The organism is Psychrobacter piscatorii (genome assembly GCF_043641605.1).
GTDB classification, from domain to species: Bacteria; Pseudomonadota; Gammaproteobacteria; order Pseudomonadales; family Moraxellaceae; genus Psychrobacter; species Psychrobacter piscatorii_C.
Window position 1 is genome coordinate 91,647 of the sequence record NZ_JBHZRK010000008.1, and the last position, 17,083, is coordinate 108,729.

The following is a 17,083-nucleotide window of genomic DNA, read 5'->3' on the forward strand; positions in this document are numbered from 1 at the left end:
CGATATTAGATACTCTGGCTTGGCAGACTCTTTTTGACACTGCGTTTTATGCTAGAGTGATTTCGTCAGAAATCTTGACGCTATTTCATCATAGCATTGCGATAATCGAGTAAATAATATTGCTATGTAACAGTTTGACATTTGTATTCTCATTTATTTTCTTTTATGGTGAGGACCATTTTGCACACTTACCAAGATAGATAACTAAAATTCTATTACAATGTCCAGTATGTTGAGTAAGTTTAGCTATTTCATATTCAATTCAAAAAGATATCTATTTCTATAGGACTAACCACCATGACCGCTTTAGCTGACTTGCAACAGCATTTGACTCGCTTTTGGGCATTGCCGCATCACCAAGATGAAGCTTTAAACACTAGTCTCAAAGCAGTACAATCATGGCAACAGGCACGTCTTCAGCAAACTCATCGTGCGTTATTTGAACAACCCAAAAACCAGTTGATGGCAGATTATTTTTTGACGCAACTATATGGAGGCGAAGAGTTCAAACTATTGGCAGAACAGTTGGCCCGTATCCTGCCGAAAGCTAAGAAGCTAGAACGTCTTGCTAAGGAGTCTGCATTAGAGGCGGGCAGCATGGGTATTCAGGCAGCGATTTTTGCGATTGAGCTGGATCTACATTTGGCTGAGTGGCTACTTGCTAAAAATTTACCCGTAAATGAAGATAATATGCTAGTCGCTTACCGCGCTGTCAATGAAGAGGGTGAGCGCCGCCTACAGATAGCCAACCTAAAAGATGTCTGCTATCGTACTGATAAACACCTAAACTCATTCATGCTCAAAAAAGCTTTTTCACTAGCAAAAAACACTGCCTATCGTCATGGTTATCAACCGCTGTATGACTTTATTGATACAGGCTTTAAGGCTATGAAACCTCTGAGTAGTGTCAGCGATTTTATCGAACCGTTTTGTGAGCGTGAGCTGTCAATTATTGATCAGGTTCACGATACTCATAATGGCGGTAAGCCAGTAGCATTTGATGTATCATAGGGCTAATACTTTCGATAAATAATCAAATTTTTGATAAATCAGTTTATAAACCACTCAATAAAGACAATCATAAAAACAAATCCTAGGACAATGTGATGACCGACACTTCAAGTAATAACAACGCTCATTTGCAAGACAAATTGGTAAAAGACAGTATCGATCACAACCAAAATATCAGCGCACAAATATTACGCGCGCAGACAGCTGCATCTAATAAAGATGATAGCAATAATGACTTTACTAAAGTCCAAGACCTACCAACTGGAACGCCACAAGGCCAACAAACGACTATGCCAAATACCGAAAGACCAACCAGCACGGATACTTCAGTACGGACAGAAAGGCAAGCGCTTTTCAATCAGCGTGATGATATCAATAACCCACATACGCCTGAAACTGATGGCAATGAGCAAACCCACTTTGGCTATAAGACGGTCAACAAAGCCGAAAAACAAGCACGTGTGGCTGATGTATTCACCTCTGTCGCCAAAAAATACGATATCATGAATGATCTCATGTCATTTGGTATTCATCGTCTATGGAAGCGCTATGCTATTAGTCTATCAGGCGTTCGTGCGGGTCAGCATGTATTAGATATCGCTGGCGGTACGGGCGACTTAGCCAAAGTATTCAGCCGTGAAGTCGGTAGAAATGGTCATGTTGTATTATCTGATATCAATGCTGCCATGCTAGAAGTGGGCCGCGAGCGCTTAATCAATGCTGGCTGCAATAACGTTGATTTTGTATTAGCAAATGCTGAAACCTTGGCACCATTTGATGACAACAGCTTTGATTTGGTCACCATCAGCTTTGGCTTACGTAATGTCACCGACAAAGATGCAGCGCTGCGTGCGATGTACCGTGTCCTAAAACCAGGTGGTCGCTTATTAATTTTGGAATTTTCAAAACCCGTGTTTGAGCCACTATCTAAAGCCTATGATCTGTATTCATTCACTGCTTTGCCAGTCATGGGTAAGCTGATTGCGAATGATTCTGAAAGCTATCAATACTTGGCTGAGTCGATTCGTATGCATCCTGATCAGCAAACACTGAAACAGATGATGCAACAAGCAGGATTTGAGAACTGTGATTATCATAACCTGACTGCTGGCATTGTCGCTGTACACCGCGGTTTTAAAGCTTAAAATCAAAGTACACTTGGTGAAACCATATTGATGATAACCACTTATGCGCTGATGAAAAGGCGCTCACTTAATGATGCGAGAGCCTTATGCTGACTGTCTTACTATTGGCTGGTGCCGAAAAGCTGATTAACATTGCCATTGCTAGCGACGAGATTACCAAGGCAGGGTTAGCGCCGCTTGCTGGTAAAGTATTGCGTCTCAACATGGGCATGCCTGACATTCATTTGGACATATTGTTCACTCATGAACGTTTGCGTTTTGAGCCAGTCACGACAGACAGCGTATTTGAGCCAAGTGGTCAGATGAGTGAGCGCCAAAAAGCCAGTATGGAGCGTGCCCGTTTGGGTCATAGCCGTCCGGACTGTACCATTACTGTCGATAATCCAGCTCAACTTCTCAATCTGATGCGCGGCGCCGAGGGTAACCTACCAATCGCAGGCGATTACAAAGTACTGATGCAGCTCAAACAGCTGGTGGCTGGCTTTGATCCTGATTTGGCTGGGCAGCTTGAGCCATTAATCGGCAAACCAATGGCCAGCCAATTACATCTTCTTATCTCTCAGCTTAAAGGTAGCTGGCGTCATAGTGCCAAACGTGCATTTGACGATGTCAGCGATTGGGCCAATGATGTGGCAGGCAATAGCGCGCCTGACCCTATCGAAGTCGCTGAAGTAAACGATCTCAAACAGCAGATTCTAAAGTTGCGTGCTGATGTCGAACGTGAAGAGGCCAAGCTTGCGGCTATCAAAGAAGAGCAAGCACGTTTCCTTAACAATTCTTTTCATCAATAGTTTGTTTTACTAGTAGCTCATCTTATCAATGATGAGCACACGCTATTATTTATAGCATTGTCTATAATGACGCACAGCGCCTACCCTATTTTCGTTTTTGTCCAGAGTACCCAATCCCATGCTACTATCTCACCGCGCCCGTCTACTTGAACTTTGGCGTATCGCCGCAACTTATCGCCTTGATACCCATTTATCTGTCGAAGAAGCGCCGCAGCTGCAACCTTTAGCACGATTAATTCGTACGCATCCAGCAGCATGGGGTAAAAAGCATCAGCCGAATGGGTTCAAGTACGCGCTTGAAGATATGGGTACGCTGTTTCTCAAATTAGGCCAACTGCTATCAACGCGTCGAGACTTGGTACCGCCTGAGATCATCGCTCAATTAGTACAGCTACAGGATAAAGTTAAACCTTTTGACGCTGATATTGCTGTCGCCCAAATTGAGCATCCCAAACATGGTCTCGGTCAGTCCGTCGATACATTGTTTGCACGATTTGATATTAAACCACTGGCAGCCGCTTCTATCGCCCAAGTCCATACTGCGGCCTTGCATGATGGGCGTGAAGTCGTGGTTAAAGTCGTGCGTCCCGATATTCGTACTGTGATTGTCTCTGACTTTGAGTTACTGCGGGAATTGGCAAGTTGGGCATCAGCTCGTATCGAAGCGGCACGTGCCGTCCATATTATCGATATTGTCGAAGACTATCGACAAGTGATGCTCAATGAGCTGGATTTGACGCTTGAGGCGGACAATACTACGCAGATGCGCAACAACTTTTTGGGTTCTGCATTGATGTATGTGCCTGAAGTGTATGATGCTGCCAAAAACGTGATGGTCATGGAACGTATTCAAGGCGTTCCTATCTCACAAGTTGAGGTGTTTGATCAGCTGGGTTATGACCGTGCCGCACTGGCAGAGAAAGGCTTGACGATATTTTTTACCCAAGTCTTTCGTGATAACTTTTTTCATGCCGATATGCATCCAGGTAATGTCTTCGTAGAAACACCGCCTGTCAAAACATTGCATGCAGATATGGCAGCGGTTGATTTGGGTCATCAGCCACGCTATATCGGGCTTGATTGCGCCATCATGGGTACCCTGTCAAAAGATGATCAGCTTATCGTGGCACGTATGCTACTTGCGGTCATGAATAACAACTTTACTGCGGTCGTTGACATCGTTAGCCGTGCAGGTTGGATACCACCAAATGCTGATAAACATGCCCTAATGCGTGATATGAAGCGCACTGTTGGCCCTATGCTACAAAAATCAATTAATGATATCGATTTTGCTGGTGTACTGATGCAGATTTTAGACATTGCTCGTCGCCATCATATGAGTATCCCGCCGCAGCTGATGCTATTACTCAAAACCTTGGTACATGTAGAGGGTCTCGGTCGTGACTTGTATCCTGATCTTGATATCTGGTCACTTGCCAAACCAATCCTAAGTAGCTGGATTAAAGAACAGTTAGACCCGATGCGCAATCTACAACAGCTACGCCAACAGTTACCTGAGCTACTCTTGTCTACCACTGATATTCCCAAGCTACTGGATCAAGGGCTACAAAGCCTCGCCTCACAAGGATCACGGCAAGACAGCCAACTGCGTGAAATACAACAAATTCGTGCTGATATGCTCAACGACCGTCGCCGCGATTGGCTGGCATTGGCTGGATTCGGAATAAATATTGGTATTGCAACTCAAGTAGGCTGGTTTGCGCCATTGTTTTATTTGTTAGCTGTTTTAGCCGTTGTATGGCGTATCCTAGCTTAGTTAAAATAGAACAAATGCCTGTCATTAAAGTATATTAAATGGATATTGAATATGCTAACTTAATGCCAAATACTCGCATTATCTATAGGATTCATCATGTCATCACTACCATTGTCACAGACTCATAACACTATCAAGCCAGACTATAGTAAGGCTATTACAGCCTTACAGGAACGTTTTGGCAAAAAACTGAGTGTGAATTCGACAGTACGTGAGCAGCATGGCCATACAATGACGTGGCTGACTAATCAGCCCCCAGATGCAGTATTAACGGTACAGGATAAACAGGAAGTAGCAGCGGCGGTCGAGATTTGTAATCAGTATGAGATGCCAGTAATCGCATTTGGTATCGGTTCGTCTTTGGAAGGCCAGCTCAATGCACCTTATGGTGGGTTATGCATAGACATGCACGCAATGGATGCCATTTTGCAGGTTCATAACGAAGATTTGACCGTTACGATACAACCTGGTGTGACGCGTGAGCAGTTAAATCACTACTTACGTGATACAGGGCTGTTTTTTCCGATAGACCCCGGCGCTAATGCTAGTATCGGTGGCATGGTCGCCACTCGCGCCTCAGGTACCAATGCGGTGCGTTATGGCACCATGAAAGATGTGGTACTCGCGCTTGAGGTGGTGACTGCGAACGGCGATATCGTACGTACAGGTACGCGCGCCAAAAAATCTGCCGCAGGCTATGATCTGACGCGCTTGATGATTGGTTCGGAAGGGACACTGGGAATTGTCACTGAAATCACGCTGAAACTGTCTGGCATTAGCGAATGTATAGGTAGTGGTATTTGTCATTTTTCGACCATCGAAGATGCCTGTCAGGCAGTGATGCTGACCATTCAGATGTGCTTACCTATTGCTCGTATCGAGCTGCTTGACGCCATGCAAATCAAAGCATGTAACCAATATGATAATCTTGATTTAACCGAAACACCGACGTTGTTTGTCGAATTTCATGGTACAGAAGCAGGCGTTGCTGAGCAAGCCAAGCTCTTTAGCGATATCATCGAAGAGTTTGGTGGTCGTGATTTTGCTTGGGATACCAATGAAGCTGAGCGCAAGCGCCTTTGGCAAGCAAGGCACAATGCTTATTATGCCAGTTCTGCTCTGAGACCTGAAGCTAGCGCGTTATCTACTGACGCCTGTGTGCCTATTTCACGTCTAGCTGAGTGCGTTAGCGCCACCGCAAAAGATATTGAAGATGCTGGTATGATTGGTCCTATCGTCGGTCACGTTGGTGATGGCAATTTTCATGTCTTGTTATTGGTCGATGCGGGCAACCCTGAGGAAGTCGCCACCGCTGAGGGCATTATCGGACGCTTAGCCACGCGCGCTATCGAGATGGATGGTACTTGTACGGGCGAGCACGGCATCGGGCAAGGCAAACAAAAATACATGCAGCAAGAGCATGGTAACGCGCTAATGCTGATGCAAGCTATCAAGTCAGCCCTTGATCCCAAAAATATTTTCAACCCAGGAAAAATATGGCCTGAGGCTTTATCTCCTTCCTAATAGCCTTATTAAAGCGATAGCCGAAAAAAATCGCCTACTTTTGATTGAAAGTAGGCGATTTTTCAATATTTATTGTTATAACATTTGATCAATGGCCATCTGTGTCAGTACCCGTCCACGAGCGGTACGCAGGACATATCCTTGTTGAATAAGATAAGGTTCAATCACGTCCTCTAACGTACCTCTATCCTCTGCCATTGCCGCTGCCACGGCTTCCACCCCAGCAGGACCACCATCGAAGCGCTCGTGTAATATCTCTATATAGCGCCTGTCTAGATGATCGAGACCACGTCTATCCACTGCCAACATGTCTAGCGCACTACCTGCAATCGCACCATTGATACTACCATCGCCTTTTACCTCAGCATAATCACGCACACGGCGTAACAGGCGGTTAGCAATCCTTGGTGTACCGCGTGCACGGCGAGCAATCTCAATAGCGCCATCCTCGCTCATAGGCACGCGCATTAAGCGCGCTGCTCGGCTTACAATTGTTGTGAGATCAGCAATATTATAAAATTCGAGTCGCTGTACGATACCAAAACGATCACGCAACGGTGAGGTCAATAGCCCTGCTCTCGTCGTTGCTGCCACCAATGTGAAAGGCGGTAGATCAAGCTTAATAGAGCGCGCAGCGGGCCCTTCACCAATCATAATATCCAGCTGAAAATCTTCCATCGCTGGATAGAGTATCTCCTCAATGACCGAGCTCAAACGGTGAATCTCATCAATAAACAGCACGTCACCCGCTTCTAGATTGGTCAGCATAGCAGCTAGATCACCTGGACGCTCAAGCACAGGCCCTGAAGTGGAGCGCAGGTTACCACCCATTTCGCGCGCGATAATATTGGCAAGGGTCGTCTTACCCAGTCCTGGGGGACCAAATATGAGCGTATGATCTAACGCTTCATCACGGCCACGGGCAGCACCGATGAACACCTCCATTTGCTCACGCACCACTGGCTGACCAATATACTCAGCCAATAATGCTGGTCGGATACTGGCGTCAGGAGCATCGTTCGCGCCTTCTAGCGGATTAATTAAGCGATCTTGCATCATAGAATTTATCATTATATTAAAAAATTAGGTAATAAATAGCATAACCAAACGCTGCGCATAAGTCATGCAAAACCTCATTAAACAGGCACCAAAACGAAAATAAGCGACACTCAATGTCGCTTATCTGTTAAATGCACTATTTTGTTATTATCGATAGATGACTTTGGAACGTGATCTTAGAAACCAGACAACTGCTGTAAGGTTGCTTTTAACAAGCCCTGAGTGTCTACAAAGGTATCACCTTTACTTTTAGCCGCTTTGATGGCTAGCTGAGCTTCTTTTTCTTTGTAGCCCAAGCTGATCAGCGCACCTTCTACTTCAGCAATGATACTGCCTTCGTGAGAAACGGCGGTTTGCTGAGGCATAAGCTCAAACGAGCCGTTATCTACTTCGATATTTTTTAGCTTGTCTTTTAGCTCAATCAATAAGCGCTGAGCCGTCTTCTTACCAATACCGGGGATGCGAGTTAATGCCGTTTCCGACTCTTGCTCAACATGCATTTTTAACTCAGCCGCTGACATTGCAGACAGCATCGCCAATGCCATTTTTGCCCCAACGCCATTGATCTTAATCAATTGGCGAAAGACATCGCGCTCTTTACGGTCAATAAAACCGTAGAGCAGTTGCGCATCTTCACGTACATGAAAATGTGTCCAAATACTCGCCTGCTCGTTGAGATGCAATTGACAAAATGACGGCAATGGCAGCTCGATATCATAACCCACACCAGAGGTTGTCATGATACAGGCTGTTGGCGCCATTAAGTATTGCACCTGTCCGGTAATCAATCCAATCATCACTCACCTCTGTCGGTTATTATAAAGTTAAATCTGCTGCCATTTATTGCACAAGAACGCCTGTACCAATACAGCCTCATGCTAATATTGGCCTAGCCTTACTGATAAAAATCGACCATGCCTTCGAGGCTAATTGGACGAATTTTATGCGCTTGACCAGCAGAACCAAACGCTTCAAAACGATTGGTGCAGATATCTGACATCGCGACCATAGACGCTTTAAAGTATTTACGTGGGTCAAATTCGCTTGGATTATTTGCCAAAAACTCACGGATAGCGCCTGTTGATGCTAGACGCAAATCGGTATCGATATTTACTTTACGCACACCATGCTTGATCGCTTCGACGATCTGCTCGACAGGCACACCATAAGTTTCGCCAATATCACCGCCATTTTCATTGATGACTTTTAGCCATTCTTGCGGCACTGATGAAGAGCCATGCATGACAAGATGGGTGTTAGGAATACGAGCATGAATCTCTTTCACTCGCTCAATCGATAAAATATCGCCTGTCGGTGGACGCGTGAATTTGTAAGCACCGTGGCTCGTACCGATAGCGATTGCTAGCGCATCAACATTAGTGTCTTTGACAAATTGCTCAGCTTCATCAGCACTGGTCAAAAGCTGCTCATGATCTAATACGCCTTCTGCGCCAGAACCATCTTCTTCGCCTGCCATACCGGTCTCAAGGCTACCTAGGCAACCGATTTCGCCTTCTACAGAAACACCGCACGCGTGTGCCATTTTGACCACTTCACGAGTGACGCTAGCATTGTAATCATAATCCATTGGCGTTTTGCCATCTTCACCGAGCGAGCCGTCCATCATGACTGATGAGAAACCAAGCTGAATCGAGCGCTGGCAGATAGCTGGTGACATACCGTGATCTTGATGCATAACCACTGGAATATGTGGCCATTCTTCAATAGCAGCAATAATCAAATGACGCAAAAATGCCGACCCTGCATAATTACGTGCGCCCGCACTGGCTTGGACAATAACAGGTGAATCACAAGCATCCGCAGCCATCATGATTGCGCGCATTTGCTCTAAGTTATTGACGTTAAAGGCAGGAACACCGTAGTTGTGTTCAGCGGCATGATCTAGAAGTTGACGTAAGGATATTAGGGCCATAAGACGCTCTCTGATTGGATTTTGAATAGTATTTTAAATGCAGCTTTGTAACAATCATTCCACTATCTGCTCGACCATACTGACTATGTATATAACAGTCAAAGTCTGACTCATTTGGGATATGATTATCACGCGGTGATTATAGCAAAAATTGTGCTGTCTTCGTAGCGGTTGCCTGACTATTTGTCAGTCTAATCAGTCTCTTTCTCTTATTGGTGTCTACGACAACTGAACCGTTTTATCTCTTATACTCATAATATAGAACGCAAAAAGCCTTGGCAATCACCAAGGCTTTTTTAATATTTCGAGGCTTATAAAGCAATGGCTATTATAATGAATGACTTACAATGTAAAGCATTCAAAAATTTCAGCCATTATATCGCATAGTTATTGCGTAGCTTAGTACTGTTGCTCTGCATCAACTGCAACATCGTTAGCACCATCAGCAACAGCATTGGCACCGTCAGCAACTGCTTCAGCAGTATTTTCAACTGCTGTATTAGTACCTTCAGCGATAGCATCACCAGTGTTTTCTAGAGCGTCTGTTGCAGCTGCACCAGCAGTGTCTGCACTTTCAGCAACTTCAGCACCAGCGTTTTGAGCAGCAGCTTCAGCTTCAGCAGCAGCAGCATCCGTTTCAGCAGCAGCGGCATCAGCATTTGCAGCAGCATCATCGCCAGCTGATTCAACAGCAGCTTCAGTGTTCTCTTCTGTTTGTTGGCTACATGCAGTAACTGCAAAAGTACCAGCAAGTATGCTAGCAAGTAACAAATGACGTTTTAACATAATAAACCTCTCGTAAATAATGCATGTCAAGATACATGGTCGCGCTATTTTATAGAGTACGAATGAGACATGCAATAATAATTTTCAGTGTAGAAACAAATAATTACTGCTTAATAATCAATGACTATAAACTTTAGCTATACCAATATAAATAGGCCAAATAAAAGTCAAAATATTATTTTCACAGACTACCTTAGATGTTTACTATTAGTTGTACGTCTAATGTTACGAAAATACTGAGTAACGTTAAGTAGTTAAGCATTAATTTGCAACGCAGCAACTGCTGGGAGCACCTTACCTTCTACAAACTCTAAAAATGCACCGCCGCCCGTTGACATATAACTGACACCATCAGCGACTTGGTATTTATCAATAGCAGCCAATGTATCACCGCCACCCGCAATTGAAAAACCGTCGCTGTCTCTTACGGCTGTTGCCAGTATTTGCGTCCCTTGACCAAAAGCATCAACTTCAAAAACACCCACTGGACCATTCCACAAGATCGTTTTTGCATGAATAACGGCATCAGCAAGTTGCTTTGCACTTTGTGGCGCGATATCCAATATCATGTCATTATCACCAATGGCATCAACAGACTTGATTGTCGCAACTGCCCTTTGCAACGAGCCAGTAAAGTCAGCAAAATCGATATCATTCTTATCAGCAACAACCACATACTCAGGCAGTAGTATCTCAGTCTTGGTCATGATATCGCGCGCAGTATCGATTAAATCTGCTTCGTATAGCGACGCGCCCACACTATGCCCCTGCGCCGCTAAGAAAGTATTGGCAATACCACCACCAACGATAATCTGTGTACAGACTTCAGCCAAGCTATGTAAAACTTCCAACTTGGTAGACACTTTTGAGCCACCAACGATGGCAAGCATAGGCTGAGCTGGTGTTTCGAGCGCTAGACTCAAGGCATCAAGCTCCGCTGCCAATAAAGGCCCTGCACAAACAGTTTTGTCTGCTTGACGCATCAATTGGGTCACGCCTTCTGTTGATGCTTGCGCACGGTGCGCGGTACCAAATGCATCCATGACAAAGACATCACATAAATCCGCGTATTTTTTTGCTAACGTCGCATCGTTTTTCTTTTCACCATCGTTAAAACGCACATTCTCTAGTAGTACGACTTCGCCAGATTTTACAGAAGCGCCTTGAGTTAGGTAATCATTATTGAGGCGCACTGGTGACGCTAATTGCGAGCCCAATTTGTCTGTCAAATAATCAGCAACTGGTGCCAATGAATAAATAGACTCAGGATTGCCTTCTGTTGGGCGTCCCAGATGTGAACAAACAATAACAGCGGCACCCTTCTCTAGCGCCATCTCAATAGTAGGTAGACTTGCTTGTAAGCGGGCATCACTCGTGACTTTACCGTCTTTAATAGGAACATTTAAATCTTCTCGGATCAATACTACTTTGTCGGTTAAGTTCAGCTCGCTCATACGCAAAAAATTCATTACCTGCTCCTATGCATCAATATATCTATTAATTTACGATTACTATCATGATTGATATGACGAATAATTTTTTAACAATCATCTACTATATGCGCTCTAACAATGAGCCTTATTAGACTGCACACTTGCTATCTTTCTATGTCTTTATCACTGAGCCTTTATACTAACTATCACACCAAGCTACTGGAACAGATAAGTGAGTAGAAATCAGTGGCGGTGTATTCTATCAGTTTTCTATGAGATGCTCACAAGCAAACTTTCACGATTCTTAAAAACATGAAAATATTGAGTGGGTAATTTTATCCCAGCATTGATAAGGAACGGTTGTAACTGCTAGCTTTGAACTCATTCAATAAACAGTAACATTTCGTGGTGGTACTCAGCAGTCAGGCTCTTTATGATAGAAGCGTTGACAATAACAATAACTTTTTAGGAGAACACAATGAGTATCAACTTAGACACTGCCAAGCAAAATCTATTAAAACTAAAAGATGAGTACGAGTCTCGCATTGACAAAATCGAAGATCATATCCAAAACCCACAAGATGATCTCAATGAGCACTGGGAAGATCAGGCTATATCCTATCGTCAAAATGATATGCGCAAAAATTTAATGAGCGAAGCACGTCAGAGCCTAATCTATGTCGAAAATGCCTTAAGTCGGATTGAAAACGGTACTTATGGCGAGTGCGAGGTCTGCGGTGAGCCAATCGAAGAGCAACGTTTAGAAGCGCTGCCCTACGCTACTTTATGTATGGAACATGCTGAATAGCTAATAGACCTTGTTTAAAACACATTTTATACAGCAGGTGTTTTCCATTTAGAAAATGCCTGTTGCCATTCATAGCAACGCTCGGCGATTTTTTCTACAGGCAAGTCCATAATATCGCCTACTACCGCCACAAGCGCAATTGGTATGTCTGCCAGCTCTGAAATATTTTCTGCGGTCAATCCGCCTATCACACATATAGGTATGTCTTGCTGACAGCCTTCAATTAGGTTCTGACGTGAGATAATGTCAGCACTCGGTTTTGTGGTAGATGTAAATATGGCACCCATCGCAGCATAGCTTGCGCCATCAACCTTCGCCTCTTTAACCAATTCAACATTTCCATGGCAAGTTCGACCAATGATTTGAGTCGATTCAAGAGACTGCAAGGCATCACCAATTTTGCCATCTCCTTGCCCAAGGTGCACACCAATACCAAGCTTGGCTGCTAGTGCGATATCATCATTCATAACGACTGCAACGTTATACGCTTTGGCCAGATCAACAATCCGTTTGGCTTCTTCATAAAGCGCTACCTTGCCGTCTGGCAGACTAAGCGTTTGCTTGCGCCGAATCTGTAATAGTGCGATCAGTCCTGTCGATAAGGCGGCATCTAACTTTTGATATAACAATTCAAATTCATCATCATTAGTCAGCAAATATAGCTTGGGTATCGCAGATGAGATTGGTGACTGGTTCATAAGGCAAATCCTTAATCTTAAACTCAACACAATAAAAAGGCTGTTATATGATATAACAGCCTTCTTTATATATTTAGAACAGCGTGTTTATACGGTACGACGTGTCGCCAAGCTGTTTAGAATGTTTTTAGCATCGCCCCAACGCGTGGCTGAGCTGTTTGCCCCTAGGATAACGATAATTGCAGGACGATTATTAACTCGCGTTTCCATCACAACACAGCGCCCAGCTTCATTAATAAAACCTGTTTTTGAGATGCCGATTGGGTAATCACCTGCACGAACCAAGCTACTAGTGTTGTTGGCTTTATAAGTGCGGTTGCCACTTGAGTAGTTTGAAACAAAGAAGTCATAGCTCTTGGTAGTAGAGAAGCGACGAATGACATCGTAGTTGCCAGCCGCACGAACCATTTTAACAAGATCATTCGATGAGGCGACGTTACGCTTATCAAGACCCGTTGGATCACCGAAAAACGCCGTGGTCATACCTAAATCCTGAGCTTTTCTATTCATGGCACGGATAAAGGCATTGTAGCCACCTGGATAGTTACGCGCCAAGCTCTTTGCGGCTGGGTTTTCAGACTTCATCAAAGCCATCAATAGGATTTCGGCACGGTTCATGCGATCGCCTGCTTTCAAGCGTGAACTTGCACGTTTCGGTCCAACAAAGTCTTCTGGATCAAGCGTGATTTCTTCACGCATATCAAGACCTGCATCTAGCACAACCATGGCTGTCATTATTTTGGTAATACTGGCCATAGGACGTGCAATATCGGCGTCTTTTTCGTAGATAGATTCGCCCGTTTCAGCATCAATCACCGCGACACTGCGCGAGTCAGTACTGATTGGGATCATATCACTGCTACCAAACGCACCGCGATAAGTCGTATTGTATCGAGCAGTATTGTTACTGCTAGCAAAACTGTTGCTATTCGTGATATTGGTCGTACCATAGCCATTGTCGACTTTTTTGATAGCAGAGCCATTGGACTTGTACATGATGTTACGCGCTTCAGACAAGCTATCCGCACCGCCCCAACTCAAGCGTGCACTAGAAGCTGTCTCAGTGCTACCATTAATCGTAAGTGCGGCTTGTGCAACACTGCCCAAACTCAATGAAATCATAGCAGCGATCAATTGCTGTTTGGTTAATGGTAGTTGCTTCATTATGCCTCCTGCTGTCGCTATCACGCCAGTTACATACTGCCTGACGTCAAGAACGTACGTAGCGTTTATAGATGTGTTTGTAAGTACTCACATAGAGCTTTTGTATTTTTAGTGTATCATGGTTTACATTTAAGTCTAATCTATCAAACTGATTTAATGGTTTTTTTTGGCTTCATTCAAACTTTGATACAACTGATTTATATTTTAGAAACACTGATTAACAATACAGCAATATAACTTAACTTAGAATGTTATGATTCTTTGTACTTTATTATATTAAATGAAGATATTGATACAGCACATTAGCCGTATCCTATGCATTTAAAATCAAAAAACTGTATTTAGAATCAAAAAATGGCTTATGTTAACTTTGTTTTTTCTATTATTTAACCCTTATAAAAACATTCATTCTGACAAACGATAAAGAGTATGGTTATGATTAAAGTGTTGGTGGTCGATGATCATGATTTAGTACGGATGGGTATTAGCCGTATGTTGTCAGACAGCCCCGATATCGAAGTAGTGGGCGAAGCAGATAGTGGTGATATGGCTATCAAGCAAGCCAAGCAGTTACGTCCTGACGTGGTATTGCTAGATGTCAACATGCCTAATATTGGTGGTCTTGAAGCGACCAAACGCTTGATTCAACTCGATATGGGTATCAAGATTTTAGCGGTTAGTAGTATGTCTGCACAGCCCTATCCCTCAATGCTCATCAAAGCTGGTGTCAATGGTTATATCACGAAAGGCACGCCACTTGATGAGATGATACGCGCGGTCAAAAAAATCTATCAAGGTGGTCGTTACTTTAGCCAAGACGTTGCTGAACAATTGGCGGACGTCTTATTGTCTGATAATGCCAGCTCGCCTTTTGATTTATTGAGTGATAGAGAAAAGCAAGTGGCTATGATGGTGGTCAATTGCCAAAGCCCGCAGCAGATTGCTGATCAGTTATTTGTCAGCGTCAAAACCATCAATACCTATCGCTACCGTATTTATGAAAAAGTCGGGGTTGATAGTGATGTAAAATTAACCCATTTGGCCATTCGCCATGGTTTGATTCAACCATAAGTTGCTTAGTATCTCATTTGTCATCACGGTCAATTTATGAAACCTGCTACCACCATCATTTCTGCTATTAGTCGCTATATACACCACGATGATACGCTTCCTTTGCCGCAGCTGCGCAGACTAGGCATTATTTATAGCAGTTATCGTTTTGTCGTCAGTATATTTTCTATGCTGATGATATATATATCTGCACGCACCGGTGATAGCGCCTCTCTCCCCAGTTTTTTGCAGCAGACAGCCCTGAGCTTTTATGTGATGCTAAGCTTAATTTTGCTTGGGTTGTTTTATGTTGTCACAAAGCAGATGCGCCGACAGTTAGCGTTTGGGCTAGTATTAGACGTCATTATATTAAGCTTATTGCTGTATACAGCAGGTGAGCCGGACTTACAACTGACCATGCTCTATATGGTCGTTGTCGCCGCCAGCTTTATGCTATTGCATGGTTCACAAGCGCTAGTTATCACCTTACTGGCTATTATCTTTGTTATCTATCAGCAGTTTTTTTATGCCATTGCCAATAGTATGAATTTGGCCAATCTAGGGGATGCTTTGCTGATGTCAGCAAGCTTCTTGGCAGTAGGTGGTTTGAGTTGGTCTATCTCACAACGCTTGGTACAGCTTGAGAAAGTTGCACAAAGTCATGCCAAAGAGGTTGAACGACTCAATGTCATCAATCAAGAAGTGATTACACAAATGGTCAATGGTGTGATTGTCATCGATAAACAGGATATCGTCCTTGCAAATCTAGCAGCCCACCAACTGCTTAGTGTCACACAGGACTCATCATTGCGTGCATCTAGCACTTCAACTGATACAGAAAAGATGAGAGGCGATACGCCTCATGCCACTCTCTTTAACTTTAAACACCAACTTAGTAAACAGCATTCTCAGCTACTCCAAGCTTGCTTGTCAGTGGCTGCAGGACAAACGCGTACGTTTACGTACGATGTGCCTGAGGTGGCAAACGCTTCGATATTTGGTAAGCTACGCGTACAAATCATCCCGCTAAAAGATGAGAGCAAATTAGTCCTATTAGAAGACTTACGCCGTGAGCAGGCCAGCGCCCAACAATTAAAACTGGCGTCGTTAGGACAACTCACTGCCAGTATTGCTCATGAAATTAGAAATCCTCTAGCCGCTATCTCACAAGCCAGCCAACTACTGATGGAAGACTTGACCGAAATTGAGGCAAATGCATCAAACGTCGACATGAGTGGCAATCATGAACTCTATGAGATGATATTTTCACAAACCAAACGCGTCAACCGTATTATTGAAGATATTTTAAAACTGTCTCGCCAGCAAGCGGCCTCTCAACAAGCCATTGTTTTGGCTGAATGGATGCCAGCATTTTTGGATAACTATTTTCAAGGGCACGACATTTTTCTACATGTAAAAACCCAACCGACCATATCATTTGATCCTCACCAGTTAGAGCAAATTTTGATTAATTTGATCAACAATGGCTTGCGTTATAGCAGTTATAGCCACCCTCATGCTTATGTAGAAATCGAGATTTACTGCGCAGACAACGATGTTATAATTGACATATTGGATAATGGTGATGGTATCAAGACTGAAGATTTAAAACATTTGTTTAATCCATTTTTTACAACAGACAAAGCTGGCACCGGCTTAGGACTATATTTATCGCAAGCCTTTTGTGAAGCCAATCAGGCACGTCTGCTCTATATTCCTGAACATGAAAAAACGTGTTTTCGTTTAATTTCGCCTGCTATTGACTCTGACAATATTTTTCAAGCCGTTGAAGAAAAGCTTTATTAATCCCAGTCATGAATCAAGATACTACTTAATCACAAATTTTTGAACATTATATATTGGTAGCTAATAGCCACCATACCTGATTGATTTACACATTTCTT

Annotated in this window: 15 protein-coding genes; 8 read left to right on the top strand and 7 right to left on the bottom strand. The window is 43.6% G+C overall.

Annotated features, from left to right (window positions below; translation table 11 throughout):
- Positions 1 to 297: 297 nt before the first annotated feature.
- The 5 genes from ACHUET_RS09030 (at position 298) to ACHUET_RS09050 (ending at position 6,248) form a co-directional block, all read left to right on the top strand.
- Positions 298 to 1,011: an FFLEELY motif protein gene (locus ACHUET_RS09030; protein WP_201598444.1), complete on the top strand. Its 714-nt coding sequence runs from the start codon at positions 298 to 300 to the stop codon at positions 1,009 to 1,011.
- A 95-nt stretch (positions 1,012 to 1,106) separates the two neighbouring features.
- On the top strand, positions 1,107 to 2,156 hold the full coding sequence (gene ubiE / locus ACHUET_RS09035; protein WP_394212279.1) for a bifunctional demethylmenaquinone methyltransferase/2-methoxy-6-polyprenyl-1,4-benzoquinol methylase UbiE: 1,050 nt from the start codon (positions 1,107 to 1,109) through the stop codon (positions 2,154 to 2,156).
- Positions 2,157 to 2,242: 86 nt separating this feature from the next.
- On the top strand, positions 2,243 to 2,947 hold the full coding sequence (locus ACHUET_RS09040) for a ubiquinone biosynthesis accessory factor UbiJ (protein ID WP_394212281.1): 705 nt from the start codon (positions 2,243 to 2,245) through the stop codon (positions 2,945 to 2,947).
- A 118-nt stretch (positions 2,948 to 3,065) separates the two neighbouring features.
- Positions 3,066 to 4,724, top strand: a complete 1,659-nt coding sequence (locus ACHUET_RS09045) for an ABC1 kinase family protein (RefSeq protein ID WP_394212283.1) — start codon at positions 3,066 to 3,068, stop codon at positions 4,722 to 4,724.
- A 96-nt stretch (positions 4,725 to 4,820) separates the two neighbouring features.
- Positions 4,821 to 6,248 (top strand): FAD-binding oxidoreductase, encoded by a 1,428-nt coding sequence (locus ACHUET_RS09050; RefSeq protein ID WP_394212285.1) that lies wholly within the window; start codon positions 4,821 to 4,823, stop codon positions 6,246 to 6,248.
- Between the two features lie 75 nt (positions 6,249 to 6,323).
- Here ACHUET_RS09050 and ruvB read toward each other — a convergent pair whose 3' ends face one another.
- The 5 genes from ruvB to ACHUET_RS09075 all read right to left on the bottom strand — a co-directional run bounded on the left by ruvB (position 6,324) and on the right by ACHUET_RS09075 (position 11,495).
- A complete protein-coding gene (gene ruvB / locus ACHUET_RS09055) occupies positions 6,324 to 7,304 on the bottom strand; it encodes a Holliday junction branch migration DNA helicase RuvB (protein ID WP_394212358.1) in 981 nt (326 codons plus the stop codon).
- A gap of 179 nt (positions 7,305 to 7,483) precedes the next feature.
- Entirely contained in the window at positions 7,484 to 8,104 is a 621-nt protein-coding gene (gene ruvA, locus ACHUET_RS09060; RefSeq protein WP_394212287.1) for a Holliday junction branch migration protein RuvA, read from the bottom strand.
- 98 nt (positions 8,105 to 8,202) lie between these two features.
- Complete coding sequence (gene fba, locus ACHUET_RS09065) at positions 8,203 to 9,240, bottom strand: class II fructose-bisphosphate aldolase (protein WP_071001960.1); 1,038 nt, start codon at positions 9,238 to 9,240, stop codon at positions 8,203 to 8,205.
- Positions 9,241 to 9,639: 399 nt separating this feature from the next.
- Entirely contained in the window at positions 9,640 to 10,026 is a 387-nt protein-coding gene (locus tag ACHUET_RS09070) for a hypothetical protein (RefSeq protein WP_058025900.1), read from the bottom strand.
- A 254-nt stretch (positions 10,027 to 10,280) separates the two neighbouring features.
- The gene (locus tag ACHUET_RS09075; RefSeq protein WP_394212290.1) at positions 10,281 to 11,495 is read right to left on the bottom strand and encodes a phosphoglycerate kinase; all 1,215 of its coding nucleotides are present in this window, start codon (positions 11,493 to 11,495) and stop codon (positions 10,281 to 10,283) included.
- Positions 11,496 to 11,937: 442 nt separating this feature from the next.
- Between ACHUET_RS09075 and ACHUET_RS09080 the strand changes: the two genes are divergently transcribed.
- Positions 11,938 to 12,267, top strand: coding sequence for a TraR/DksA family transcriptional regulator (locus tag ACHUET_RS09080; RefSeq protein WP_160020822.1), 330 nt, complete (start codon positions 11,938 to 11,940; stop codon positions 12,265 to 12,267).
- 26 nt (positions 12,268 to 12,293) lie between these two features.
- Here ACHUET_RS09080 and ACHUET_RS09085 read toward each other — a convergent pair whose 3' ends face one another.
- Together ACHUET_RS09085 and ACHUET_RS09090 are read right to left on the bottom strand one after the other, a co-directional pair.
- A complete protein-coding gene (locus ACHUET_RS09085; RefSeq protein ID WP_394212292.1) occupies positions 12,294 to 12,965 on the bottom strand; it encodes a thiamine phosphate synthase in 672 nt (223 codons plus the stop codon).
- 87 nt (positions 12,966 to 13,052) lie between these two features.
- Positions 13,053 to 14,129: a serine hydrolase gene (locus tag ACHUET_RS09090; protein WP_394212294.1), complete on the bottom strand. Its 1,077-nt coding sequence runs from the start codon at positions 14,127 to 14,129 to the stop codon at positions 13,053 to 13,055.
- 435 nt (positions 14,130 to 14,564) lie between these two features.
- Here ACHUET_RS09090 and ACHUET_RS09095 point away from each other — a divergent pair, with 435 nt between their 5' ends.
- Together ACHUET_RS09095 and ACHUET_RS09100 are read left to right on the top strand one after the other, a co-directional pair.
- Positions 14,565 to 15,200, top strand: coding sequence for a response regulator (locus tag ACHUET_RS09095; RefSeq protein ID WP_058025905.1), 636 nt, complete (start codon positions 14,565 to 14,567; stop codon positions 15,198 to 15,200).
- A 36-nt stretch (positions 15,201 to 15,236) separates the two neighbouring features.
- Positions 15,237 to 16,985, top strand: coding sequence for a sensor histidine kinase (locus ACHUET_RS09100; protein ID WP_394212297.1), 1,749 nt, complete (start codon positions 15,237 to 15,239; stop codon positions 16,983 to 16,985).
- The last annotated feature ends 98 nt before the right edge of the window (positions 16,986 to 17,083 follow it).

Excerpts from the sequence above, each read along its gene's own strand:
- ACHUET_RS09080 (WP_160020822.1), top strand. The coding sequence starts at position 11,938 with ATGAGTATCAACTTAGACACTGCCAAGCAAAATCTATTAAAACTAAAA.
- ACHUET_RS09050 (WP_394212285.1), top strand. The coding sequence starts at position 4,821 with ATGTCATCACTACCATTGTCACAGACTCATAACACTATCAAGCCAGAC.
- fba (WP_071001960.1), bottom strand. The coding sequence starts at position 9,240 with ATGGCCCTAATATCCTTACGTCAACTTCTAGATCATGCCGCTGAACAC.
- ACHUET_RS09085 (WP_394212292.1), bottom strand. The coding sequence starts at position 12,965 with ATGAACCAGTCACCAATCTCATCTGCGATACCCAAGCTATATTTGCTG.
- ACHUET_RS09070 (WP_058025900.1), bottom strand. The coding sequence starts at position 10,026 with ATGTTAAAACGTCATTTGTTACTTGCTAGCATACTTGCTGGTACTTTT.
- ruvB (WP_394212358.1), bottom strand. The coding sequence starts at position 7,304 with ATGCAAGATCGCTTAATTAATCCGCTAGAAGGCGCGAACGATGCTCCT.
- ACHUET_RS09100 (WP_394212297.1), top strand. The coding sequence starts at position 15,237 with ATGAAACCTGCTACCACCATCATTTCTGCTATTAGTCGCTATATACAC.
- ACHUET_RS09075 (WP_394212290.1), bottom strand. The coding sequence starts at position 11,495 with ATGAATTTTTTGCGTATGAGCGAGCTGAACTTAACCGACAAAGTAGTA.
- ACHUET_RS09090 (WP_394212294.1), bottom strand. The coding sequence starts at position 14,129 with ATGAAGCAACTACCATTAACCAAACAGCAATTGATCGCTGCTATGATT.
- ACHUET_RS09040 (WP_394212281.1), top strand. The coding sequence starts at position 2,243 with ATGCTGACTGTCTTACTATTGGCTGGTGCCGAAAAGCTGATTAACATT.
- ACHUET_RS09095 (WP_058025905.1), top strand. The coding sequence starts at position 14,565 with ATGATTAAAGTGTTGGTGGTCGATGATCATGATTTAGTACGGATGGGT.
- ACHUET_RS09030 (WP_201598444.1), top strand. The coding sequence starts at position 298 with ATGACCGCTTTAGCTGACTTGCAACAGCATTTGACTCGCTTTTGGGCA.
- ACHUET_RS09045 (WP_394212283.1), top strand. The coding sequence starts at position 3,066 with ATGCTACTATCTCACCGCGCCCGTCTACTTGAACTTTGGCGTATCGCC.
- ubiE (WP_394212279.1), top strand. The coding sequence starts at position 1,107 with ATGACCGACACTTCAAGTAATAACAACGCTCATTTGCAAGACAAATTG.
- ruvA (WP_394212287.1), bottom strand. The coding sequence starts at position 8,104 with ATGATTGGATTGATTACCGGACAGGTGCAATACTTAATGGCGCCAACA.